General features: G+C 53.1%; 16 protein-coding genes. 3 read left to right on the top strand and 13 right to left on the bottom strand.

The annotated features are described in order from the left end of the window. Positions 1–18: 18 nt before the first annotated feature. The 3 genes from EQV24_RS09110 to EQV24_RS09100 form a co-directional block, all read right to left on the bottom strand. Positions 19–2,514: a fimbria/pilus outer membrane usher protein gene (locus EQV24_RS09110; RefSeq protein WP_130626486.1), complete on the bottom strand. Its 2,496-nt coding sequence runs from the start codon at positions 2,512–2,514 to the stop codon at positions 19–21. A 71-nt stretch (positions 2,515–2,585) separates the two neighbouring features. After that, the gene (locus tag EQV24_RS09105) at positions 2,586–3,260 is read right to left on the bottom strand and encodes a molecular chaperone (RefSeq protein WP_020684993.1); all 675 of its coding nucleotides are present in this window, start codon (positions 3,258–3,260) and stop codon (positions 2,586–2,588) included. 61 nt (positions 3,261–3,321) lie between these two features. Then, the gene (locus tag EQV24_RS09100; protein WP_029882477.1) at positions 3,322–3,855 is read right to left on the bottom strand and encodes a fimbrial protein; all 534 of its coding nucleotides are present in this window, start codon (positions 3,853–3,855) and stop codon (positions 3,322–3,324) included. Positions 3,856–4,080: 225 nt separating this feature from the next. Between EQV24_RS09100 and ybiB the strand changes: the two genes are divergently transcribed. Continuing rightward, positions 4,081–5,043, top strand: coding sequence for a DNA-binding protein YbiB (ybiB, locus tag EQV24_RS09095; protein ID WP_029882476.1), 963 nt, complete (start codon positions 4,081–4,083; stop codon positions 5,041–5,043). 114 nt (positions 5,044–5,157) lie between these two features. Here ybiB and ybiJ read toward each other — a convergent pair whose 3' ends face one another. From ybiJ to mcbA, 3 genes are all read right to left on the bottom strand, one after another. Continuing rightward, positions 5,158–5,418, bottom strand: coding sequence for a DUF1471 family protein YbiJ (gene ybiJ / locus EQV24_RS09090; protein ID WP_130626485.1), 261 nt, complete (start codon positions 5,416–5,418; stop codon positions 5,158–5,160). A 285-nt stretch (positions 5,419–5,703) separates the two neighbouring features. Then, positions 5,704–5,970, bottom strand: a complete 267-nt coding sequence (locus EQV24_RS09085) for a DksA/TraR family C4-type zinc finger protein (RefSeq protein WP_013097470.1) — start codon at positions 5,968–5,970, stop codon at positions 5,704–5,706. A gap of 116 nt (positions 5,971–6,086) precedes the next feature. Continuing rightward, positions 6,087–6,353, bottom strand: a complete 267-nt coding sequence (gene mcbA, locus EQV24_RS09080; protein ID WP_013097469.1) for a DUF1471 family periplasmic protein McbA — start codon at positions 6,351–6,353, stop codon at positions 6,087–6,089. 243 nt (positions 6,354–6,596) lie between these two features. Here mcbA and rlmF point away from each other — a divergent pair, with 243 nt between their 5' ends. After that, a complete protein-coding gene (rlmF, locus tag EQV24_RS09070; RefSeq protein WP_013097467.1) occupies positions 6,597–7,505 on the top strand; it encodes a 23S rRNA (adenine(1618)-N(6))-methyltransferase RlmF in 909 nt (302 codons plus the stop codon). A 45-nt stretch (positions 7,506–7,550) separates the two neighbouring features. Here rlmF and ybiO read toward each other — a convergent pair whose 3' ends face one another. From ybiO to rhtA, 6 genes are all read right to left on the bottom strand, one after another. Next, the gene (ybiO, locus tag EQV24_RS09065; protein WP_108453352.1) at positions 7,551–9,764 is read right to left on the bottom strand and encodes a mechanosensitive channel protein; all 2,214 of its coding nucleotides are present in this window, start codon (positions 9,762–9,764) and stop codon (positions 7,551–7,553) included. Positions 9,765–9,893: 129 nt separating this feature from the next. Further along, positions 9,894–10,616, bottom strand: a complete 723-nt coding sequence (gene glnQ / locus EQV24_RS09060; RefSeq protein ID WP_013097465.1) for a glutamine ABC transporter ATP-binding protein GlnQ — start codon at positions 10,614–10,616, stop codon at positions 9,894–9,896. Next, the gene (gene glnP / locus EQV24_RS09055) at positions 10,613–11,272 is read right to left on the bottom strand and encodes a glutamine ABC transporter permease GlnP (RefSeq protein WP_003858462.1); all 660 of its coding nucleotides are present in this window, start codon (positions 11,270–11,272) and stop codon (positions 10,613–10,615) included. Before glnP ends, glnQ begins: the two co-directional genes overlap by 4 nt. A gap of 93 nt (positions 11,273–11,365) precedes the next feature. Then, positions 11,366–12,109 (bottom strand): glutamine ABC transporter substrate-binding protein GlnH, encoded by a 744-nt coding sequence (gene glnH, locus EQV24_RS09050; RefSeq protein ID WP_013097464.1) that lies wholly within the window; start codon positions 12,107–12,109, stop codon positions 11,366–11,368. Positions 12,110–12,470: 361 nt separating this feature from the next. Then, positions 12,471–12,974, bottom strand: a complete 504-nt coding sequence (gene dps / locus EQV24_RS09045) for a DNA starvation/stationary phase protection protein Dps (RefSeq protein WP_013097463.1) — start codon at positions 12,972–12,974, stop codon at positions 12,471–12,473. Positions 12,975–13,273: 299 nt separating this feature from the next. Further along, positions 13,274–14,161 (bottom strand): threonine/homoserine exporter RhtA, encoded by an 888-nt coding sequence (gene rhtA / locus EQV24_RS09040; RefSeq protein ID WP_013097462.1) that lies wholly within the window; start codon positions 14,159–14,161, stop codon positions 13,274–13,276. 354 nt (positions 14,162–14,515) lie between these two features. Between rhtA and ompX the strand changes: the two genes are divergently transcribed. Then, positions 14,516–15,034 carry an outer membrane protein OmpX gene (gene ompX, locus EQV24_RS09030; protein ID WP_013097460.1) on the top strand — a complete coding sequence of 173 codons (519 nt, stop codon included), beginning with the start codon at positions 14,516–14,518 and terminating at the stop codon, positions 15,032–15,034. 541 nt (positions 15,035–15,575) lie between these two features. On the opposite strand, the gene EQV24_RS09025 is transcribed toward ompX, so the two are convergent. Beyond that, a complete protein-coding gene (locus EQV24_RS09025) occupies positions 15,576–17,159 on the bottom strand; it encodes a phosphoethanolamine transferase (protein WP_130626483.1) in 1,584 nt (527 codons plus the stop codon). Positions 17,160–17,375 lie beyond the last annotated feature (216 nt).

Genomic DNA, 17,375 nt, shown 5'->3' with positions numbered 1-17,375 from the left:
TTTTTTCCTCGGGAAGGGTCATACACACTGCGCCGTAACGTTAAGAACAGGGCCGTCGGCTTTGGTGGGCAGGTGATAAGTTGCCGTGCAATGGCTGTCGGCGGTTTTCCCCCAGCTGACGTTAACCGTACCTGTCTCGTGCATACCGGTGAGGTACACCTGCCCGCCGTCGCCTACGATAAATTCACCGTCCTGATGGGCCTGAGATGCCGTTGCGCCAAAGGGGATCGGGCGACCATCCGCGCGTTTTAGTGTCATCAACACCCGACTGCCTACGTGGGTTTCATAATGTGCTCGCACGATGGCGCCGCGCGTTGGTGTCACCGTTTTGGCGGCCTGGTCGATATCGGCATTTTCCGGCAAGGTTTCGGTGTTCAGCGCGAGGGTGTTGTGACGGTATGGCGAAACGTACGGCACAATGGCATAGCCGCGAAAATCGGTGTTAATGCCTGTCTGATTGGTGACGTTGGTGTCGTCTGCGCCCGGCGCTTCGATCAGCGCAGCGGTCTCACCCATCGGCTGACCAAGGGTGATGCCATGCGCATGGGCGATCATGCTGCCCTGAAGACCGACATTGAGTTGTTGTTGCTGGTTATCCTGGGAATACCCGGCGCTCACTTCGCCGTAGGTGCCTTTATAATCGGCATTCAGACTGGTGCTGTCACCACTGCTCTGACTATGGCCCTGCTGAACCCCCCAACTGAGGTTATTACCGGCCAGCGCCGTGCCGTTCAGACCTACGCTTTGGGTTGTTTCGTGCTTCGTGCTGTTCAGGTTGTAGTTCACCCAGGTGTTGCTGAGCCAGCGATCGAGCGGAACGGAGACGTTAAATGCGATCGTCTGCTCGCTGGTTTTCTCATTATTATCATCCCCGCTGTCACGCGTGTTTTTATCCAGTCCGTAACTGAGACCGTAGCTGATGCCGTGCCAGGAGTTGTTGTAGCCGAGGTTCAGTGAGGTCATCCCCTGGCTTGAATTCCAGTAGTTCTCTTTGACCAGGCTTAACGTCAGGGAACCAAACGCCCCGCCCAGGGACTGGTCGACAGTCGCCTCCTCGCGGCTGCGGCGCGTGTCCGGCGTTTCCCAGTCGTCATTACGGGTATGGGAATCCAGCGTGTCCTGCAGGGTGTAGAACCCCTTGCTGTTATAGCGATAGCCAGCAATGGAAAAATGGGTACCGGTGGTGGCGAAATCTTTGCTGTAGCGGATGCGCCAGGAGCGCCCACGAGTGGGGTCCTGATCCTGCATCTCTGATTTGGCGTCGGTGACATCCACCGAAAAGGCCCCGAGATCGCCGATATTCTTGCCGACCCCCAGCGCCAGCGCATCGTAATACTGGCTTGCCTGCACGCCGCCGTAGACCGTAAAGCCGTAAGGCAAGCCGTAGATTGCCGTACCCTGCATAAACGGAGTTTTTTCGACGTCGTTATCATAGCTGCGATAGCGCCCCGCGGTGAGGCTGTATTTAAAGCGGCCTTCACGCTGCAACACCGGCACTGACGCATAAGGCACCACAAAATGCTGTTCGCTGCCGTCCGTCTCTTTTACGGTGACGTTCAAATCGCCGCTTCCGCCGGTGGGGTAGAGATCGTTGATCTCGAACGCGCCGGGAGCGACATAGTTCTGGTAAATGACGTAACCATTCTGGCGAACGATAACCTGGGCGTTACTGTGCGCCGTACCGCGGATCACCGGCGCAAAGCCCTTCATGCTGTCCGGGAGCATGTCGTCATCCGAGGCGATCTGCGCCCCGGTGTAAGAGATGCTGTCAAACACGTCGGAAGGGGAAGAGCTTTGGCCGAATGTGACGTTCCCGCCAAGGGCGATAATATCGCGCTGGGCGTAGGTATAGACCGAAGAAAATTGGCTCTCTGCGTCACCGTTACCGCTGGTTTTGCTCCATGTGGAGTAGTTACGAAAACGCCACGCCCCGAGGTTAAGACCCGGACGCAGGTTAAGAAACTCGCTGCGCTGATCGCTACCGTTTTCACCTTTGCCGCGGTTGTTCCCGGCGGTGAAGCTGTAATTGAGCAGCAGGGCGTTAATTCCCTCGTCATATTCCTGCGGGTCGACGTAATCACGCGGTACCTGAGTAATTGCGGTCTGGGGAATGCTTAACAGCAACTGCTGCGGATTAACATGAAACGTTGCGCTGGCGGAGGGGATCACGCTCAGGTCAATACACTGCGCCTTATCGTCCTGCCCGAATTTTTCGATATTAATACCGAAGCTTTTTAGCTGGGCGGCGCTAAGACACGGCTGCAGGGTTGATTTACCGCTGGCGTCTTTCTTCAGCGTGAACTCAATCTCTTTGCTTGCCACTTTATTATTGTTGACGTAAACGTCAACGTGATATTTACCGGGAGCCTGACCGGGACCAATCTCATAAATACTGAGGTCGGTTTTACCCTGGCCTGGGTTATCAATATCCAGTAGCGCCGGGTTGAAATAATCATCGGCCAGCACTTTTTGCACACACACACCCAACAGCGTGCAGCCCAATGCAATAAGCATTGAGCGTCCGTGCTGTTTGGGTGGTTCGGTGGAGTAGTCCCAGCTCATAATAATTTTTGCTATTCCAGACGTTATTTAATCTGTGCGCTATAGGACTGGCTAATACCGCCATAATCATTGATGATTTTCCAGCTCACGGTGTGTGCTGTAATATTTCCGGGTGTCGCGAAATGGGTTTCACTTTTTGGGCCAGCATAGGTGGCTTTATCGACCTTTTTACCGTCGAGCGTTATTTCCTGGAAATTCATATAAAACGGCGTGGGGTTTTCGACAATCAGCTGGTTTCCCCGGGTGTGCCAGGATAATTGCGTGGCGACATCTTCCGGTTTTCCGGTAATACCTGACGGACGATAAAGCAGCTTAATGCGGGTTTTAATCGCAATCTGCAGCGTATTAACGCTCTCATTGCGCGCAGAAGAGGGGATGGATTTAATATTCAACCAGAACAGCGATTCGCGATCGGCAGGTAAGTTTCCCCCGGTTCTGATGATGCGCAGAACGTTCTCTTGCTTCGCATCAAGGCGAAACAGCGGCGGCGTGATCAGAAACGGCGCTTTCTCACGTGCGTTATCTTCCGTCTCGACCCATGACTGCACCAGATAATCGAGATTGTCCGGGTTGGTGATCCCAATAGAGGATTCTTTTTTACTTTCTGGGTAGACCACGCGCGTGCCGCCAATGGTAATACCCGCATGGGCAACGGAAGCAATAAATAAAAAAGAGGAGGCCAGAAGATATTTTCGCATAGTGACACCGTAATAAAGCAATAACAGATATTAGCCACTGGGGTAGCTAATATCTGTTTTATTAGTTGTAAACGATAGTGAAGGTAGAAGCGGCATTCGCCAGTCCGGCAGACACCGTTCCTCCGGTCTGGATATAACGTGCACCAAACTGTAGATCGTTTGTTGTGGTACCTGGCGTGAGCGTATACGCAGCAGAGGCCGTATATAAGCTCAGTGGATTTTCCGTTTTATCCAGCAACTGAACACCCACTCCTGACGCCGAACCGGTTCCTGATGTCACAGCAAGAATATCTTTGTTGTTACTGTCAGGCGTCCCGCCGAATGTCACCGAGGCGCTGGTAACCGTTTCAGGACAATCTTTTAACTGAATACTAAAGCGGGTTGTCGAGGTCGTCGAACCACTTCCGGTAAATGCAGATTTAGACACCTTACCTAATGAAACATTAAGCGGATTGCTTAAACCGTTTACCACAGTACATGCAGAATCAATAATCTCACCTGTGAAATTAATTTGACCTTCACCACTGGACGCAAATACAGAAACGGAAGCACACGCCATCCCGGCGGCGATCCCCGCAATAATCATTTTTTTCATTTAAATCCTCTGAATGAAAGTATGGCACTTCAGGTATTAATCATCACGTGGCTGATTAATTCGGCATGAACTATCGCTGAGAACTATTTTTCGTTCAATTTATCTTCAGACCATTTTTACTCTCGAAGGGCGTTTGTTCGGGTGTCGGGAGAGAAAGGAAAATGATTACCCGCCAGGCATTTATCAGGGCTATAGTATCTGCAAAGAGCCGCAAGGAGAGATGTCGTGGACTATCGTAAAATTATCAAAGAGGTAGGGCGGGGAAAAAACCATGCCCGCGACCTGGATCAGGAAACGGCCCGTGCGCTGTACACCCATATGCTTAACGGCGACGTGCCCGATCTGGAGATGGGCGGTATCCTGATTGCGCTACGCATTAAAGGTGAAGGCGAAGCGGAGATGCGCGGTTTCTATGACGCGATGCAGGCGCAAACGCTGCGCTTAACGCCACCGGTAGCCAGACCGATGCCGATTGTCATCCCTACCTACAACGGCGCGCGCAAACAGGCGAATCTGACGCCACTGCTGGCTATTCTGCTGCATAAGCTCGGGTTCCCGGTAGTTGTCCATGGCGTTAGCGAAGATCCGACTCGCGTCCTGACGGAGACCATTTTTGGCATGTTAGGTATCGAGCCAACCCTGCACGCCGGACAGGCACAGGCAAAGCTGGATGGTCATCAGCCGGTCTTTATTCCGGTTAAGGCGCTCTGTCCACCGCTGGAAAAACAGCTGGATATGCGCTGGCGCATGGGCGTGCGCAACAGTGCGCACACCCTGGCGAAACTGGCGACGCCGTTTGGTGAAGCGGATGCCCTGCGCCTCTCCAGCGTATCGCACCCGGAGTATGTCACGCGGGTGGGCAAGTTCTTTGAAGATATCGGCGGCAGGGCGCTGCTGATGCATGGCACCGAAGGGGAAGTTTATGCCAATCCGCAGCGCTGCCCGCAGCTGGTGCTGATTGATGCCGCCGGCACGCGACCCGTGCTGGAGCGGGGTGAAGAGAATGTAGATGTGGTGTTGCCGGAGGCAAAAGATCCGCACACGACTGCGCACTGGATTGAGCAGTGTCTAGCCGGCAATGTCCCTGTTCCGCACGCCCTTAAGCTGCAGATGGCCTGCTGCCTGCTGGCAACCGGAGAAGTGGAGTCTGTCCAGGCGGGGTTAGCCCGTGTGGAACAGGCGTTTTAGGCAAAAAAAAGCCCGTCCAGTGGCGGACGGGCAAGCAAGGGTAACAACAGGGTCAATGAGGGTTGGAGCAGCTCACCAGAGGGTATGGTGAGGGTGGAGCATTACTTCAGTCGATTATTTGTAGATAACCGCAGTGCCGCTCAGCTTGTTATTGCCGTTAGCGGAGGTGATGGTGTATCCGCTTGCACCGGCCGCAGCGGCTTTTTCAGCCAGTTTGGCTTCCAGACCGTCCAGCGTGGTTGCGCCATCAGCACTCACCACACCTACTTTATTCATGTTCTGTGCCTGAGCAGAAGAAACGGGCTCTACAGCGAAAGCGCCAAAAGACAGAGCAGACATGGCAACAGCAGCAACAGCATATTTGATGGTTTTCATAATTAATCTCTCGCAGGTTTTTCTGTTAAGGTGACGATGTTCCGTCGATGTGATAAGTATCACGTTTTTTTTCGGCAGATAAAATCGAAGAGAATTGACGTGGTTGCTCAAAAAAATTGAATGACAAATAACTTATTGAATATTAATAAATTCAGAAGGGCAATTTACAGTTCTTGTCGCTCCGGTTTACAGACGCATGATTCATGGCACATTTTGCTACGCGCCTGTTAAAAAATCGTGAGCGTAAAGGAAATCGCTTGCGCGGTGAACTTCGGTAAAGGAAAGTCAACGTAACTGGCTGTCTTTCGATCCTCTGCGATTATATCCTGAATGTGATTTGTTTTTTGAATCTTTATTCTGCTGGCAGGAGACGCATAACCGTACGCCGGGCATGGCTTTACGGCGCGCTTCCGGAATCGTTTCTCCGCACTCTTCACATTCCGTTAAACTTTCACCGCGCGGAATTTCACCGCGAGCACGGGCAACGGCATCTTCAATGGTACTGTTGATCTGTTCGTTAACGGCGTCATCATTCGCCCATCCGGAAGCCATGGCTTATCCTCACGTTCGGTGTGTATCTTATTCATATGGGGTCAAAAAACGTACAGTCAAGACGGGGGTGAGAACTGCATCTGTCAGCCAGATGCAGTGGTTCTCGGAAGGGGAACTTATTTATAGATGGTTGCTGTGCCATACATATGGTTATCGCCGCCAGCGGAATTCACCACGAAGCCTTTCGCACCTTCTTCGCGCGCTTTTTCGGCCAGCTTGTTTTGCAGATCGTCAAGGTTACTTGCACGGCTTACCGAGACGGTGCCTGCGGGGCGCAGCTGGCTGGTATCGGTACTTTCGGTCAGTGACTGAACGGCCATGGCAGAAAATGACGCACTCGCCAGCGCGCCAGCGATAACAACAAGAGTCAGGTATTTTTTCATAATCACATCCTCAGGGGGAAACAACAGGTGATTCCCTTTAAGTTTAGAAGCCTGACGAGTGTGATTTAGCGCAAAAATTTGATGATGATCTGCTTATTTTTTGAACGATATAAATTGACAATTCGCTGACAGATCAGCGACATAAAGGTCACTGATTTATGGCGTTTTTTTGCGCACAGCAGAGAGATATTTACCGTTGCTCCCGCACAGGGTATCTTACGCCGCTGTTTAAAGGAGAATGCCATGACTTCCAAGCCGGGATTACACCCGCGAAATCGCCACCGCAGCCGCTATGACATGAAGGCGTTATGCCAGAGCTGCCCTCCGCTGCAGGACTACATCGTGCAGACCCCAGCCGGTGAGCCTTCGGTCAACTTTGCCGACCCGCAGGCGGTAAAAATGCTGAATAAAGCCCTGCTGGCGCATTTTTACGGCGTTACGCACTGGGATATCCCGGAAGGCTTTCTCTGCCCGCCCGTGCCGGGGCGTGCCGACTATCTCCACTATCTTGCCGATCTGCTGGCTGACGATCGTGGCGGCGTTATTCCTCAGCAGGCCACGGTTCTGGATATTGGGACCGGCGCGAACCTGATTTATCCGCTTATCGGCGTGCATGAATATCACTGGCGCTTTACCGGGAGCGAAATTGGCGCTGAGGCGTTTGCCAGCGCGCAGGCGATCATTAATGCCAATCCTGGCTTAAGTCGGTCTATTCGCTTACGCCGTCAGAAAGATGCCGCCTCTATTTTCAACGGCATTATCCACAAGAACGAGCACTACGACGCCACCCTCTGCAACCCGCCATTCCATGATTCAGCGGCTGCCGCCCGGGCCGGGAGCGAACGTAAGCGTCGCAATCTGGGTCAGGCTGAAGATGGCGCGCTCAACTTCGGCGGCCAGCAGCAGGAGCTGTGGTGCGAAGGGGGCGAGGTGGCGTTTATCCTGCGCATGATCGCGGAAAGTAAACAGTTTGCCCGCCAGGTGAAATGGTTTACCACGCTGGTTTCGCGCGGCGATAACCTGCCGCCGCTCTACCGCGCGCTGACCGAAGCCGGTGCCGTGAAGGTGGTGAAAAAAGAGATGGCGCAAGGACAAAAACAGAGCCGCTTTATTGCCTGGACGTTTATGGACGATAACAAACGTCGCAAATAGCACGCCGTCGTAAGCCGGGTAAGGCGAAGCCGCCACCCGGCTCGGTTACAGCGTCGGCTCCTGCGGAGGGAGCGGCGAGGCAGGCGGCGGCAGCACCTGATACGTCTGCACCGGCATACGCACATCCGCCAGATCAAAGTGTTTTTTCACCATGCTGTCGAGGGCAAAACGTACCGTCCACTGTTTGAGCGGCTGGGTGGTGAACGACACGCGCAGGGTAAAGGCGGTGTTGGTCAGCCCGACAATACCGGCAAACGACGGCTCGCCAATCACCAGGCCGCGAATATCCTCCATGGCCATCATCTCATCTACCGCGTCCCGCAGCGCCTGTTTGGCTTTATCGGCATCTTCATGACGATCGACATCGTAATTTGCCACCACCGAGCCAATACCCCGGACGAAGTTGGCGAAGGTGGTAATCGATGACCACGGAATAATATGGTACGCCCCGGTGTCCTGGCGCACGCCGACGGATCGAATCGACATTCGCTCAACGGTGCCGGTCAGCGGCCCGATGGTCACCAGATCCCCGGTGTTCATGCCGTTTTCAAACTGAATAAAGATACCGGTGATGATGTCCTTCACCAGCGTCTGCGAGCCGAAGGAGATAGCCAGACCCAGCGCACCCGCACCGGCCAGCAGTGGCGCGATATTCACGCCGATTTCCGAAAGCACAATCATAATCGTGATGGTACTGATGATAACCGCCAGCGCGTTGCGGAACAGGGTGAGCAAGGTGCGGGCACGCGCGCTTGGCAGCGGCCTGCCGTGAATGTCAGAGACCAGGCGGTTCTCAATCAGGCTGGCCAGCAGCGTCCAGCCTACGGCAGAGAAGAACAGGATCAGCGCGATGCGAATTAAAATATCAACGGTCTTTTCCCCCGCGCCGTTGTGCAGCCAGTTCCAGAAATCGAACAGTCCCCAGGCATTGAGCAGCAGCATAATCGCCACACAGACGGTGAGAATGCGCGCCACCTTCAGTGAAACCGAAAGCCAGCCGTTCACCCGTTTTTGCAGCTCCGGGTAATTGCGCTGGACCTGCGCAGACAAGGTAATGGTTTTCGATAGCCAGCGAGAGAGCAGGCCGGAAACAAAGGCCGCGACGCCAATAATGGCCAGGCTTTTAAACGTGGCACCCATCATAAATTTCAGGCTGTTGCCGGGATCGAACAGCGAGAAGAAGCACAGCACAATGAAGTAAGCGCTGGCCAGCCAGTGCCACACCAGGGCAAAAGCGCGAATAAAGAGGCTAAAGAACGAAAGGGAACGGTCGGCCAGATGCAGCAAGCTCTCGGTGATCGTCTTTTTGTTATGGAAGATGAGGTAGAGCGCCCAGACGGTAATGCAGATCATAATCAGCACATTCGCCAGCGCACCAGACTGGACGTTCACCTGGTTGGAGATGATTGGCACGGCAACCAGCAGACCATAACCAATCAACCCGCTGAGCACGCTCAGACGCAGCGCCCAGTATCTGGCGCTGCTATCCCGAATAGTGAAAGGGCGAAGATCCGGCACGCGTGGGCAAAATATCAGCCGCAGCAGCGCCTTAAAGAACTCAATTACGGCGAAGGCATTCAGAAACAGCGCCTGCTGGAAGGCGATAGTTTTGTTGCCGGTATTCAGCCTGTCGGCCAGCAATTGCCCTGTAAACAACGTCAGCGCCAGCAGCAGTAAATCAATGATAAACGCGGCGGCGATCATCAGCGGCAGATGCAACCAGCTGCTTTTCTGCTGATTCTTCTTGCGACCCCATTGCCCCATTTTTCGGTACAGAGGCCACGCACACAGGCGCACCAGCCAGTAAAAAATGAAGACGGCGGCCGCCAGCAGTAAAAATTGCGTGGCAGCCGCGGTAAACGTCCGGGGGTTAAAGGGCTTGTGCGAAGAGCCCATCAGGTTGCGATAGAGCTGGGCAAAGCGCGAGGAGAGGGCATCGGCATAGTGGCGGCTAACCTCGGTCACATTTTCCAGCACCGTCTTTTGCTCTTCTACCGGCGGCGGGGTGATGGTTGGAACGGGCTCCTGGGGCGGTGTGGCGGCAATTTTTCTCAGCTGATCGACTAACTCTTGCCGGGAGGTGTCGTTTTCCAGCACATCGGCAAGGGCACTGTAGGCGGCTTTTTTCTCTTCTGCATCCGGTTCCGGTGGAGGCGTTTTTTGCTGCGCAGTGGACGTTCCGGTGGTGACGCCGGGGATAGCAACGGCTATCGATGGCGCACTAAACAAGCTAAGCAACAACAGCAGGATCCACGGCACGGTGCCCTCCGGTGAAAATGTCGAACAAAATGATAAGTATAGAGGGCAGGGAGCGAAGGGCGTGTTTTGGGAACAATCTGGCGTAAAAAAGCCGGGCATGCCCGGCTTTGTATTTCAGAGGTCTGGCAATCAGGAGACGTGCTGCAGGAACTCCTGCAAACGCTGGCTTGGCGGGTTTGCAATCAGCGCCTGCGGGTTACCGTCTTCTGCGATACGGCCTTTATCAATGAAGATAAGGCGGGACGCCACTTTCTCAGCGAAGCCGATTTCGTGGGTCACGATCACCATCGTCATGCCCTCCTCGGCCAGATCCTGCATGACTTTCAGCACCTCGTGGCGCAGCTCCGGGTCGAGTGCGGAGGTTGGCTCATCAAACAGCATCATTTTCGGTTTAACCGCCAGCGCGCGGGCGATAGCCACACGCTGCTGTTGTCCACCGGAAAGTTCAGAAGGGTAGTGGTGAGCACGTTCTGCGAGGCCCACTTTCGCCAGCAGATCTTTAGCCAGCGCTTCCGCCGCCGCTTTGTTGGCACCGCGTACGCGCAGCGGGCCAAACATCACGTTTTCCAGCGCCGTCAGGTGCGGGAACAGGTAAAACTGCTGGAACACCATGCCCGCTTCCTGACGAATCAGACGGTCATCCACTTTTGGATCATTTACTTTCAGACCATCGACGATCAGATCGCCACTGGTGATCTCTTCCAGCTTATTGATGCAGCGCAGCAGCGTGGATTTACCGGAGCCAGAGGGCCCGATAATGACAACCACTTCACCCTGTTTGATGCTCAGATCGATATTGTGCAGCACCTGGGTTGGACCAAAGTGCTTGGATACGTTTTTAAATTCAATCACAGGATTTTCATCCTTCTTTCAAGACGACGCAGAACGAAGCTCAGAACCAGAGTGATAATCAGGTAGACAACGGCTACCGCACTCCAGATTTCCAGCGCACGGAAGTTGCCAGCAATGATCTCCTGGCCCTGGCGGGTCAGTTCAGCAACGCCGATAACGATGAACAGCGACGTGTCTTTGATACTGATGATCCACTGGTTGCCCAGCGGTGGCAGCATGCGGCGCAGCGCCAGAGGCAAAATCACGTGACGGATGGTTTCGCGACGCGAAAGGCCTAACGCCAGACCCGCTTCACTGAAGCCTTTATGAATCGACAGCACCGCACCGCGCGTAATTTCCGCGATGTAGGCACCTGAGTTGATCATAATGGTCACGACGGCGGCGCTGAACGGGTCGATGCGCAGGTCGGTGAAGGCCATTGGCAGGGCGAAGTAGATGAACATGACCTGTACGACAATAGGCGTGCCGCGGATCACTTCGATGAAAACCAGTGCGATGTGGTTTGCAATCCAGCCACCGTAGGTGCGGGCGAAACCGGCGACAAGACCGATAATCAACCCGCCAACCAGACCGAGGACCGAAATCCACAGGGTCATTTTAGCGCCTTCAAGCAAGAGAGGAATGGCAGGCCAGATGGCGCTCCAGTCAAACTGCATGATGTATTCCTGTATACCGTGGTGAAAAACGAAAAACGTAGGCCCGGTAAGCGTGAGCGTCACCGGGCGTTACAAACCTGAATTCAGGTAAAATTATTTAGGCTCGGTACCGAACCATTTTTTGTAGATTTCGTTATACGTGCCGTTCTCTTTCAGGGTTTTCAGCGCGCCGTTAACTTTCGTACGCAGGTCGTCGCTGCCTTTCGGGAAGGCAATACCGTACTGCTGTGCTTCCAGAGACTCACCGACCGCTTTGAACTTACCGTTACCTGCGGTTTTGATGAAATAGAGGATGTTAGGCGTATCGTGCAGAACCGCGTCAGCACGGTTGGTGCCAAGTTCCATATAGGCGTTATCGATGTTCGGGAACTGGCGCAGATCTTTGGTTTTGATGTTCGCTTTCGCGTAATCAACGGAGCCGGTGCCGCTCTTCACCGCCACCACTTTACCGTCGAGATCTTTCACGCTTTTAACGTCGTTATTGTCAGCTTTGACCATCACCAGCAGGCCGCTTTTGTAGTAGCCGTCAGAGAAGTCGATCGCTTTTTTACGCTCATCAGTAATGGTGATGCCTGCCAGGGCCAGGTCTACGTTTTTGGTTTGCAGTGCCGGGATGATACCGCTGAAGTCCATTGGCTTCAGGGTGTAATCCAGTTTGAGTTCTTTTGCGATTGCGGCCCACAGATCCACATCAAAACCAACGTATTTATCACCCTGTTTGAATTCAAACGGAACAAACGCCGTGTCGGTGGCTACAACCAGTTTATCGGCGGCCTGAGAAGAGACCGCAAAAGCCAGGGTAAGTGCAGCCAGTGAAACTTTTAATACAGACTTCATAGCATTTCCTTTTATATCCACGGGGCGATCCCCTGCGAGAACGACAGGCACAATGAAAAAATCGTGCCAACTTTACAAGCTGTTGTTTTGCAAAGGGGAGGATGTCATGCATTGCACAATAAACGTGGCAATGATGTCTGATTGCACCAAGGTGGAGCACCGTTTTGGTGCGCGTCGTTTGGCTCAACTGACGGGGAGATATTTAGCGCAAATAATGATGAAAAAACAATCTTCCGTTAACGGTTGTGTGAGGTGATTATTACATTTCTTTCACTTTTGCAGCGTCTCAGTGGAAAAGTGTGCACCATAAATGTGCAAAACCCTCACCGGAGGCGAGGGTTTGATAGAAAATTCGTATGGATTATTCGATGTTAGATTCGATAAACCACAGGAATTGATCCAGGTCGCGAGACGCGGCGGTGAAGATATCCGCAGTATCTTCGTCTTTAGCCTGGCTAATCGCTTTACGTACGTCGTTAGCCACAATCGCATAACGGTCTGCCAGCTCTTTCAGGTGATCCTGAACGGTGTGAATATCCAGCGGATAGCTTTTCAGTGGCGTTTTGCTGTTAATCACCTGCGTGGTACCCAACGCCACACCGCCTAACTGCACGGCGCGTTCGGCCATGGTGTCCAGGTGGGTGACCAGTGCTGTGCGGAAGCCATCCAGCATTTCATGAACGGCAATAAAGTTTGCACCGCGCATATTCCAGTGGGCCTGTTTGGTGATCAGCGAAAGATCGATGAACTGGATCACCTGGCGATTCAGCAACTCAATCGTTGCTTTTTTGTCGCTGTCCGATACATCGTTACGGGTATAAAGCAGATTAGACGCTTTCGTTTTCACCAGTTTAGCGGTACTCATAATCTCATATCCTCTTGATGTTTATGTCCCAGGTAATTACGGAACTAAGTATAGCACCGGATTTTTTCCCTGCGGTTTGGCTGTGCCTATTGGTTTAATAGCAAGAAGGGAGTTGAATTATTAACCGGTTGAAACATATGGTATTTTTTAAAATTGACACAGATCAATCTTAATTCTCTATTTCCCATTAAGGGCGAGAGAAATATGACTTTTCGATGACGAAGAATGTAAGAAATTATAAATAATACAGAACTGGCCTTTATTCTGCATGGCACCGAGGCCATGCAGAATATACGGTATTAGCGGATGTCCACTTTCTCAACTTTTGGCTCAGGGCGCATGGTGAGCGTTGACCCCATCGACGCCGCAATAATGGAGCACAGCGCCAGCGTCTGGGTAAAGGTGAGGGTTTCCCCGAGGAATACCATACCGGAGATGGCGGCCAGTGCAGGCTCCATGCTCATCAGGGTACCGAAGATGCGCGTTGGCAGCCGCGTGAGGGCAATCATCTCCAGTGAATAAGGCAGAGCCGTTGAGAGGATGGCGACAGCAAAACCCACCGGCATTACTGACCACTGCCAGATAGAGTCCGTCGCCTGAGCCATACCCAGCGGAACAAATATGATGGCGGCAATGAGCGAGCCCAGCGCGACGGTCGCCGGGCCGTGCTCTTCGCCAGCGCGCTGACCCGTAAGGATATACACCGCCCAGCAGGCTCCGGCGCCCAGAGCCAGCGCGGCACCCGTCAGGTCGATTTCAGAGACGCTCTGGCCCAGTGGCAAGAGGAACCACAACCCCAGAACCGCTAGCACCACCCAGATAAAATCGACAGGCCGTCGGGAGGAGAAAAGGGCCACCGCCAGCGGGCCGGTAAATTCCAGCGCGACGGCAATCCCCAGCGGAATGGTCTGGATAGAGAGATAGAACATATAGTTCATGGCCCCCAGCGCCAGCCCGTAGAAAAGCAGCGGGAGGCGCTGCTCTTTTTTGACGCGCAACCGCCAGGGTTTAAAAATGACCACGAGGATCAGGGTACCCAAAGCGATACGCAGGGCAGTGACGCCCGGTGCGCCTACCAGTGGAAAGAGCGATTTCGCGAGGGACGCGCCACTCTGTATGGACAGCATTGCAATCAGAATTACGGCAACCGGCATCCAGACCGATGACGTGCGGGATATCCCTGGCATCCTTTCTCCTGTCAATTTTTGTCAAATAGGGTAAAAGCCGCAGTGTAATTGAAATATGGCGCAACGGTTGAGCTACTGTTGAAAAAAAACCAGGGAAAATCCGTAAAATGGATAAGCGTTGCTGGTTTTATCGCCTGTCAGATTAGGAATAATCTGGATGAATGTAACGGCGTTGACGCGCAGTATGAGTATTTAGCAACAGAAATCCTTTTTGATTTGAACAAGATAACTGATGCTGGAAACGTTCTGTTACAGGAAAGATCCCGTTAGACATCACGAATCACAAAGAGTTTCGCAAATTTTTTTGATATATTTAAAACTTACGGATTTACTTGAAGCACATTTGAGGTGGTTATGAAAAAAATTGCATGTCTTTCAGCACTGGCCGCTGTACTGGCTGTTTCCGCAGGTACCGCTGTAGCTGCTACTTCCACTGTTACCGGTGGTTACGCTCAGAGCGATATGCAGGGCGTAATGAACAAAGCTAACGGTTTCAACCTGAAGTATCGTTACGAGCAGGATAACAACCCACTGGGCGTGATCGGTTCTTTCACCTACACCGAGAAAGATCGTTCTGAAAACGGCGCATACAACAAAGGCCAGTACTACGGCATCACCGCTGGTCCAGCATACCGTATCAACGACTGGGCAAGCATCTACGGTGTTGTAGGTGTTGGCTACGGTAAATTCCAGCAGACCGAAAACCAGGGTCTGAACCGCACTGCAAGCAACAGCGACTACGGCTTCTCCTATGGCGCGGGTCTGCAGTTCAACCCAATCGAAGACGTTGCTCTGGACTTCTCCTATGAGCAGAGCCGTATCCGCAACGTTGACGTTGGCACCTGGATCGCGGGCGTAGGTTACCGCTTCTAATCACTTCGGTGAGCCAGTAAAAAATCCGCCCATGTGGCGGATTTTTTTTAACCTTTTTTCCCCTCTCCCTGTGGGCTGAGGGTTCCCCAGTCATTCACAAACAGAAGCAATAACGCTGCCTTCAGAATGACTGAGGGCATTCAGCGATGCCCTGGTCCGGCTGTAAATCGCTGAGGCGTTTCCTGCAGGCCGGGGCGAGGCGCATGGATGCGCCGAGAGGGCGGCTTTACAGGGACGTTACATCCGCCCGTCCCCGATAAGCCGGAAGGAATAAGCCGAAGGTACCGCGAAGCGGCGATTTACCGCCGGGAGCCCGGGTTGCCAGGGTGGTGGCGATTGAGCCACCCTGGCACGTTCACGGGTCATGTCGTTACAGAGTAGCAAGGAACATAAAGTGAACGGAATGACCACCAGAGCTGTATGTTCCCCCTCACCCCAGCCCTCTCCCCTAAGAGGAGAGGGGGCCGTCCGTAGACGCTTTTTGTATGGGGATCCCTCTCCCGTGGGAGAGGGCCAGGGTGAGGGCATCAGACCGCACAGCTTACTTACTCTTTATATCGAAAATATCCGTACCCAAATGGTTATAGTCAACTTTCTGTAACTTGAAGTTGGTAACGTACACTGGGGGAGCTTTCTTGTTTGAGATAAACGGGTAAGCATTTTTGATCTGCTCTGCTGAAATCCCCGTCCACTGCGAGAAGAACGTCAGGAAATCATTGGCCGAGCGGCGCGCGGTGATAATACGATGCTTCTTGTCATCACTCGACAGCACCATAAACGGTACCTGGAAGTTCTGCTGGAATTTATCGTCGTGCGCCAGATACTGCACCTCTTTACCGCGCTCTTTAAACGCCAGCCCGTGATCCGAGAAATAAACCATCGAGAAACTCTCACCCGTATTACGTAGCTGATCGTACAGCTTGCTGAGCAGTTCGTCGGTTTGCGTCATGGTATACAGATAGCAAGAGGTCTCTTTAGATTGCACAAACTCGGCGTATTTCCCCTGCGTGCGGTCACAGGCCTGAGGGTGCGAACCCATCAGGTGCAGGACGATCAGTTGTGGCTGCGTGCGCTGCGTGGCAAAAACCTGCGCCGTCATCTTGAGCAATGCTTCGTCTTTGGTATTTTTATCGGCTTCAAAATCCCCGTTTTTCAGGAACTGCACTTCATCGGCACGCTTCGCGATGCTGGCAATGGCGGTATCGTATTCGCCAATTTGCCCCTGATTAGAGAACCACCACGTCTGAAAACCGGCACGGTTTGCCAGCGTGACAAAGTTATCCTGATACTGTGGTTTGCCGTCGACAACGCGGTTCAGGGTCAGGCCGAGCGATTTCTGCGTCGAGCCGCTGGCCGCAATATAATCGGTAAACAGGGTACCGTTGACGGCGCTGGCGAACGGCGTGTTATGCCAGTGTCCGCCGAACGCGCCCATCGCATCGCGGCGTGCGCTTTCGCCGATGACGACCACATAGGTATGGTACTTCGGCTTCACCGCCAGCACGTTCCAGGTGTCTTTCATATTGGAGAGCTCAGCCATGCGCGCCTGCTCGTCGAGAACTTCCTGGTTATTGACGACAACGTCTTTTACAAAGCGGAACACCGGATAGCCGGTATCCTTCAGCTTGAACACGCCGCCCCAGGCCAGGTTTTGCACGGGGGTGACAAAGAAGGTCACTACGCTGAATGCCAGACACAGCGTCTCTATTTTTCCCCACGCTTTTTTCTCTTCGGGTTTACGACGCACCGCTATAACGCCAAGCGCAAAAATAAAGAGGCCGACCACGTAGCTGTACCACGGGAAGATCGTGAGGATCTCGGTCGACTCTTCCATGTTGGTCGAGTGCAGCGCCAGCAGGGTATTAAAGTTTGGCGAACCGTAAGCCTGACCAAACGGGAAATAGAGCGCAGCAATCAGGGAGCAGATGCCCACTAACGTTTTTTGCGCGCGCGGCGCGGTACGCCACAGCAAATGCAGAATGCAGGTAAACGCAACGGCATACAGCAGGCTGAAGGGGTAACCCAGCGCAAAGTTAATCAGCAAGGATTGTAAAAAGTAGAATGCCGTCCACGGACTTAAGGCCCGACTGCGGGTAACAACGGTGTCTATCAGGGTTAAATTCATAGGTCACTATCATGCATAAAAACGCCATGTGCTCACCCTGGCGTCAAGGGTCATAACCTGCCTGACAGTGCGTGGAGAGGGAATGAGGGTCCGCTTCAGCGAGCCGCAAATTGTGCAGGGCTGCAAGAAGATAGTGCGAGCGCTAAATAATATCAACCGTTGCTAAGCAGATGTTTTGCGAAGAGGATTGCAAATCCGTAAAAAAAACCGGGAATA

It is taken from the genome of Enterobacter sp. A8, from assembly GCF_004296595.1.
GTDB classification, from domain to species: Bacteria; Pseudomonadota; Gammaproteobacteria; order Enterobacterales; family Enterobacteriaceae; genus Enterobacter; species Enterobacter cloacae.
The sequence above is the reverse complement of the archived record's forward strand: the minus strand, read 5'-3'. Positions and strand labels throughout refer to the sequence as shown.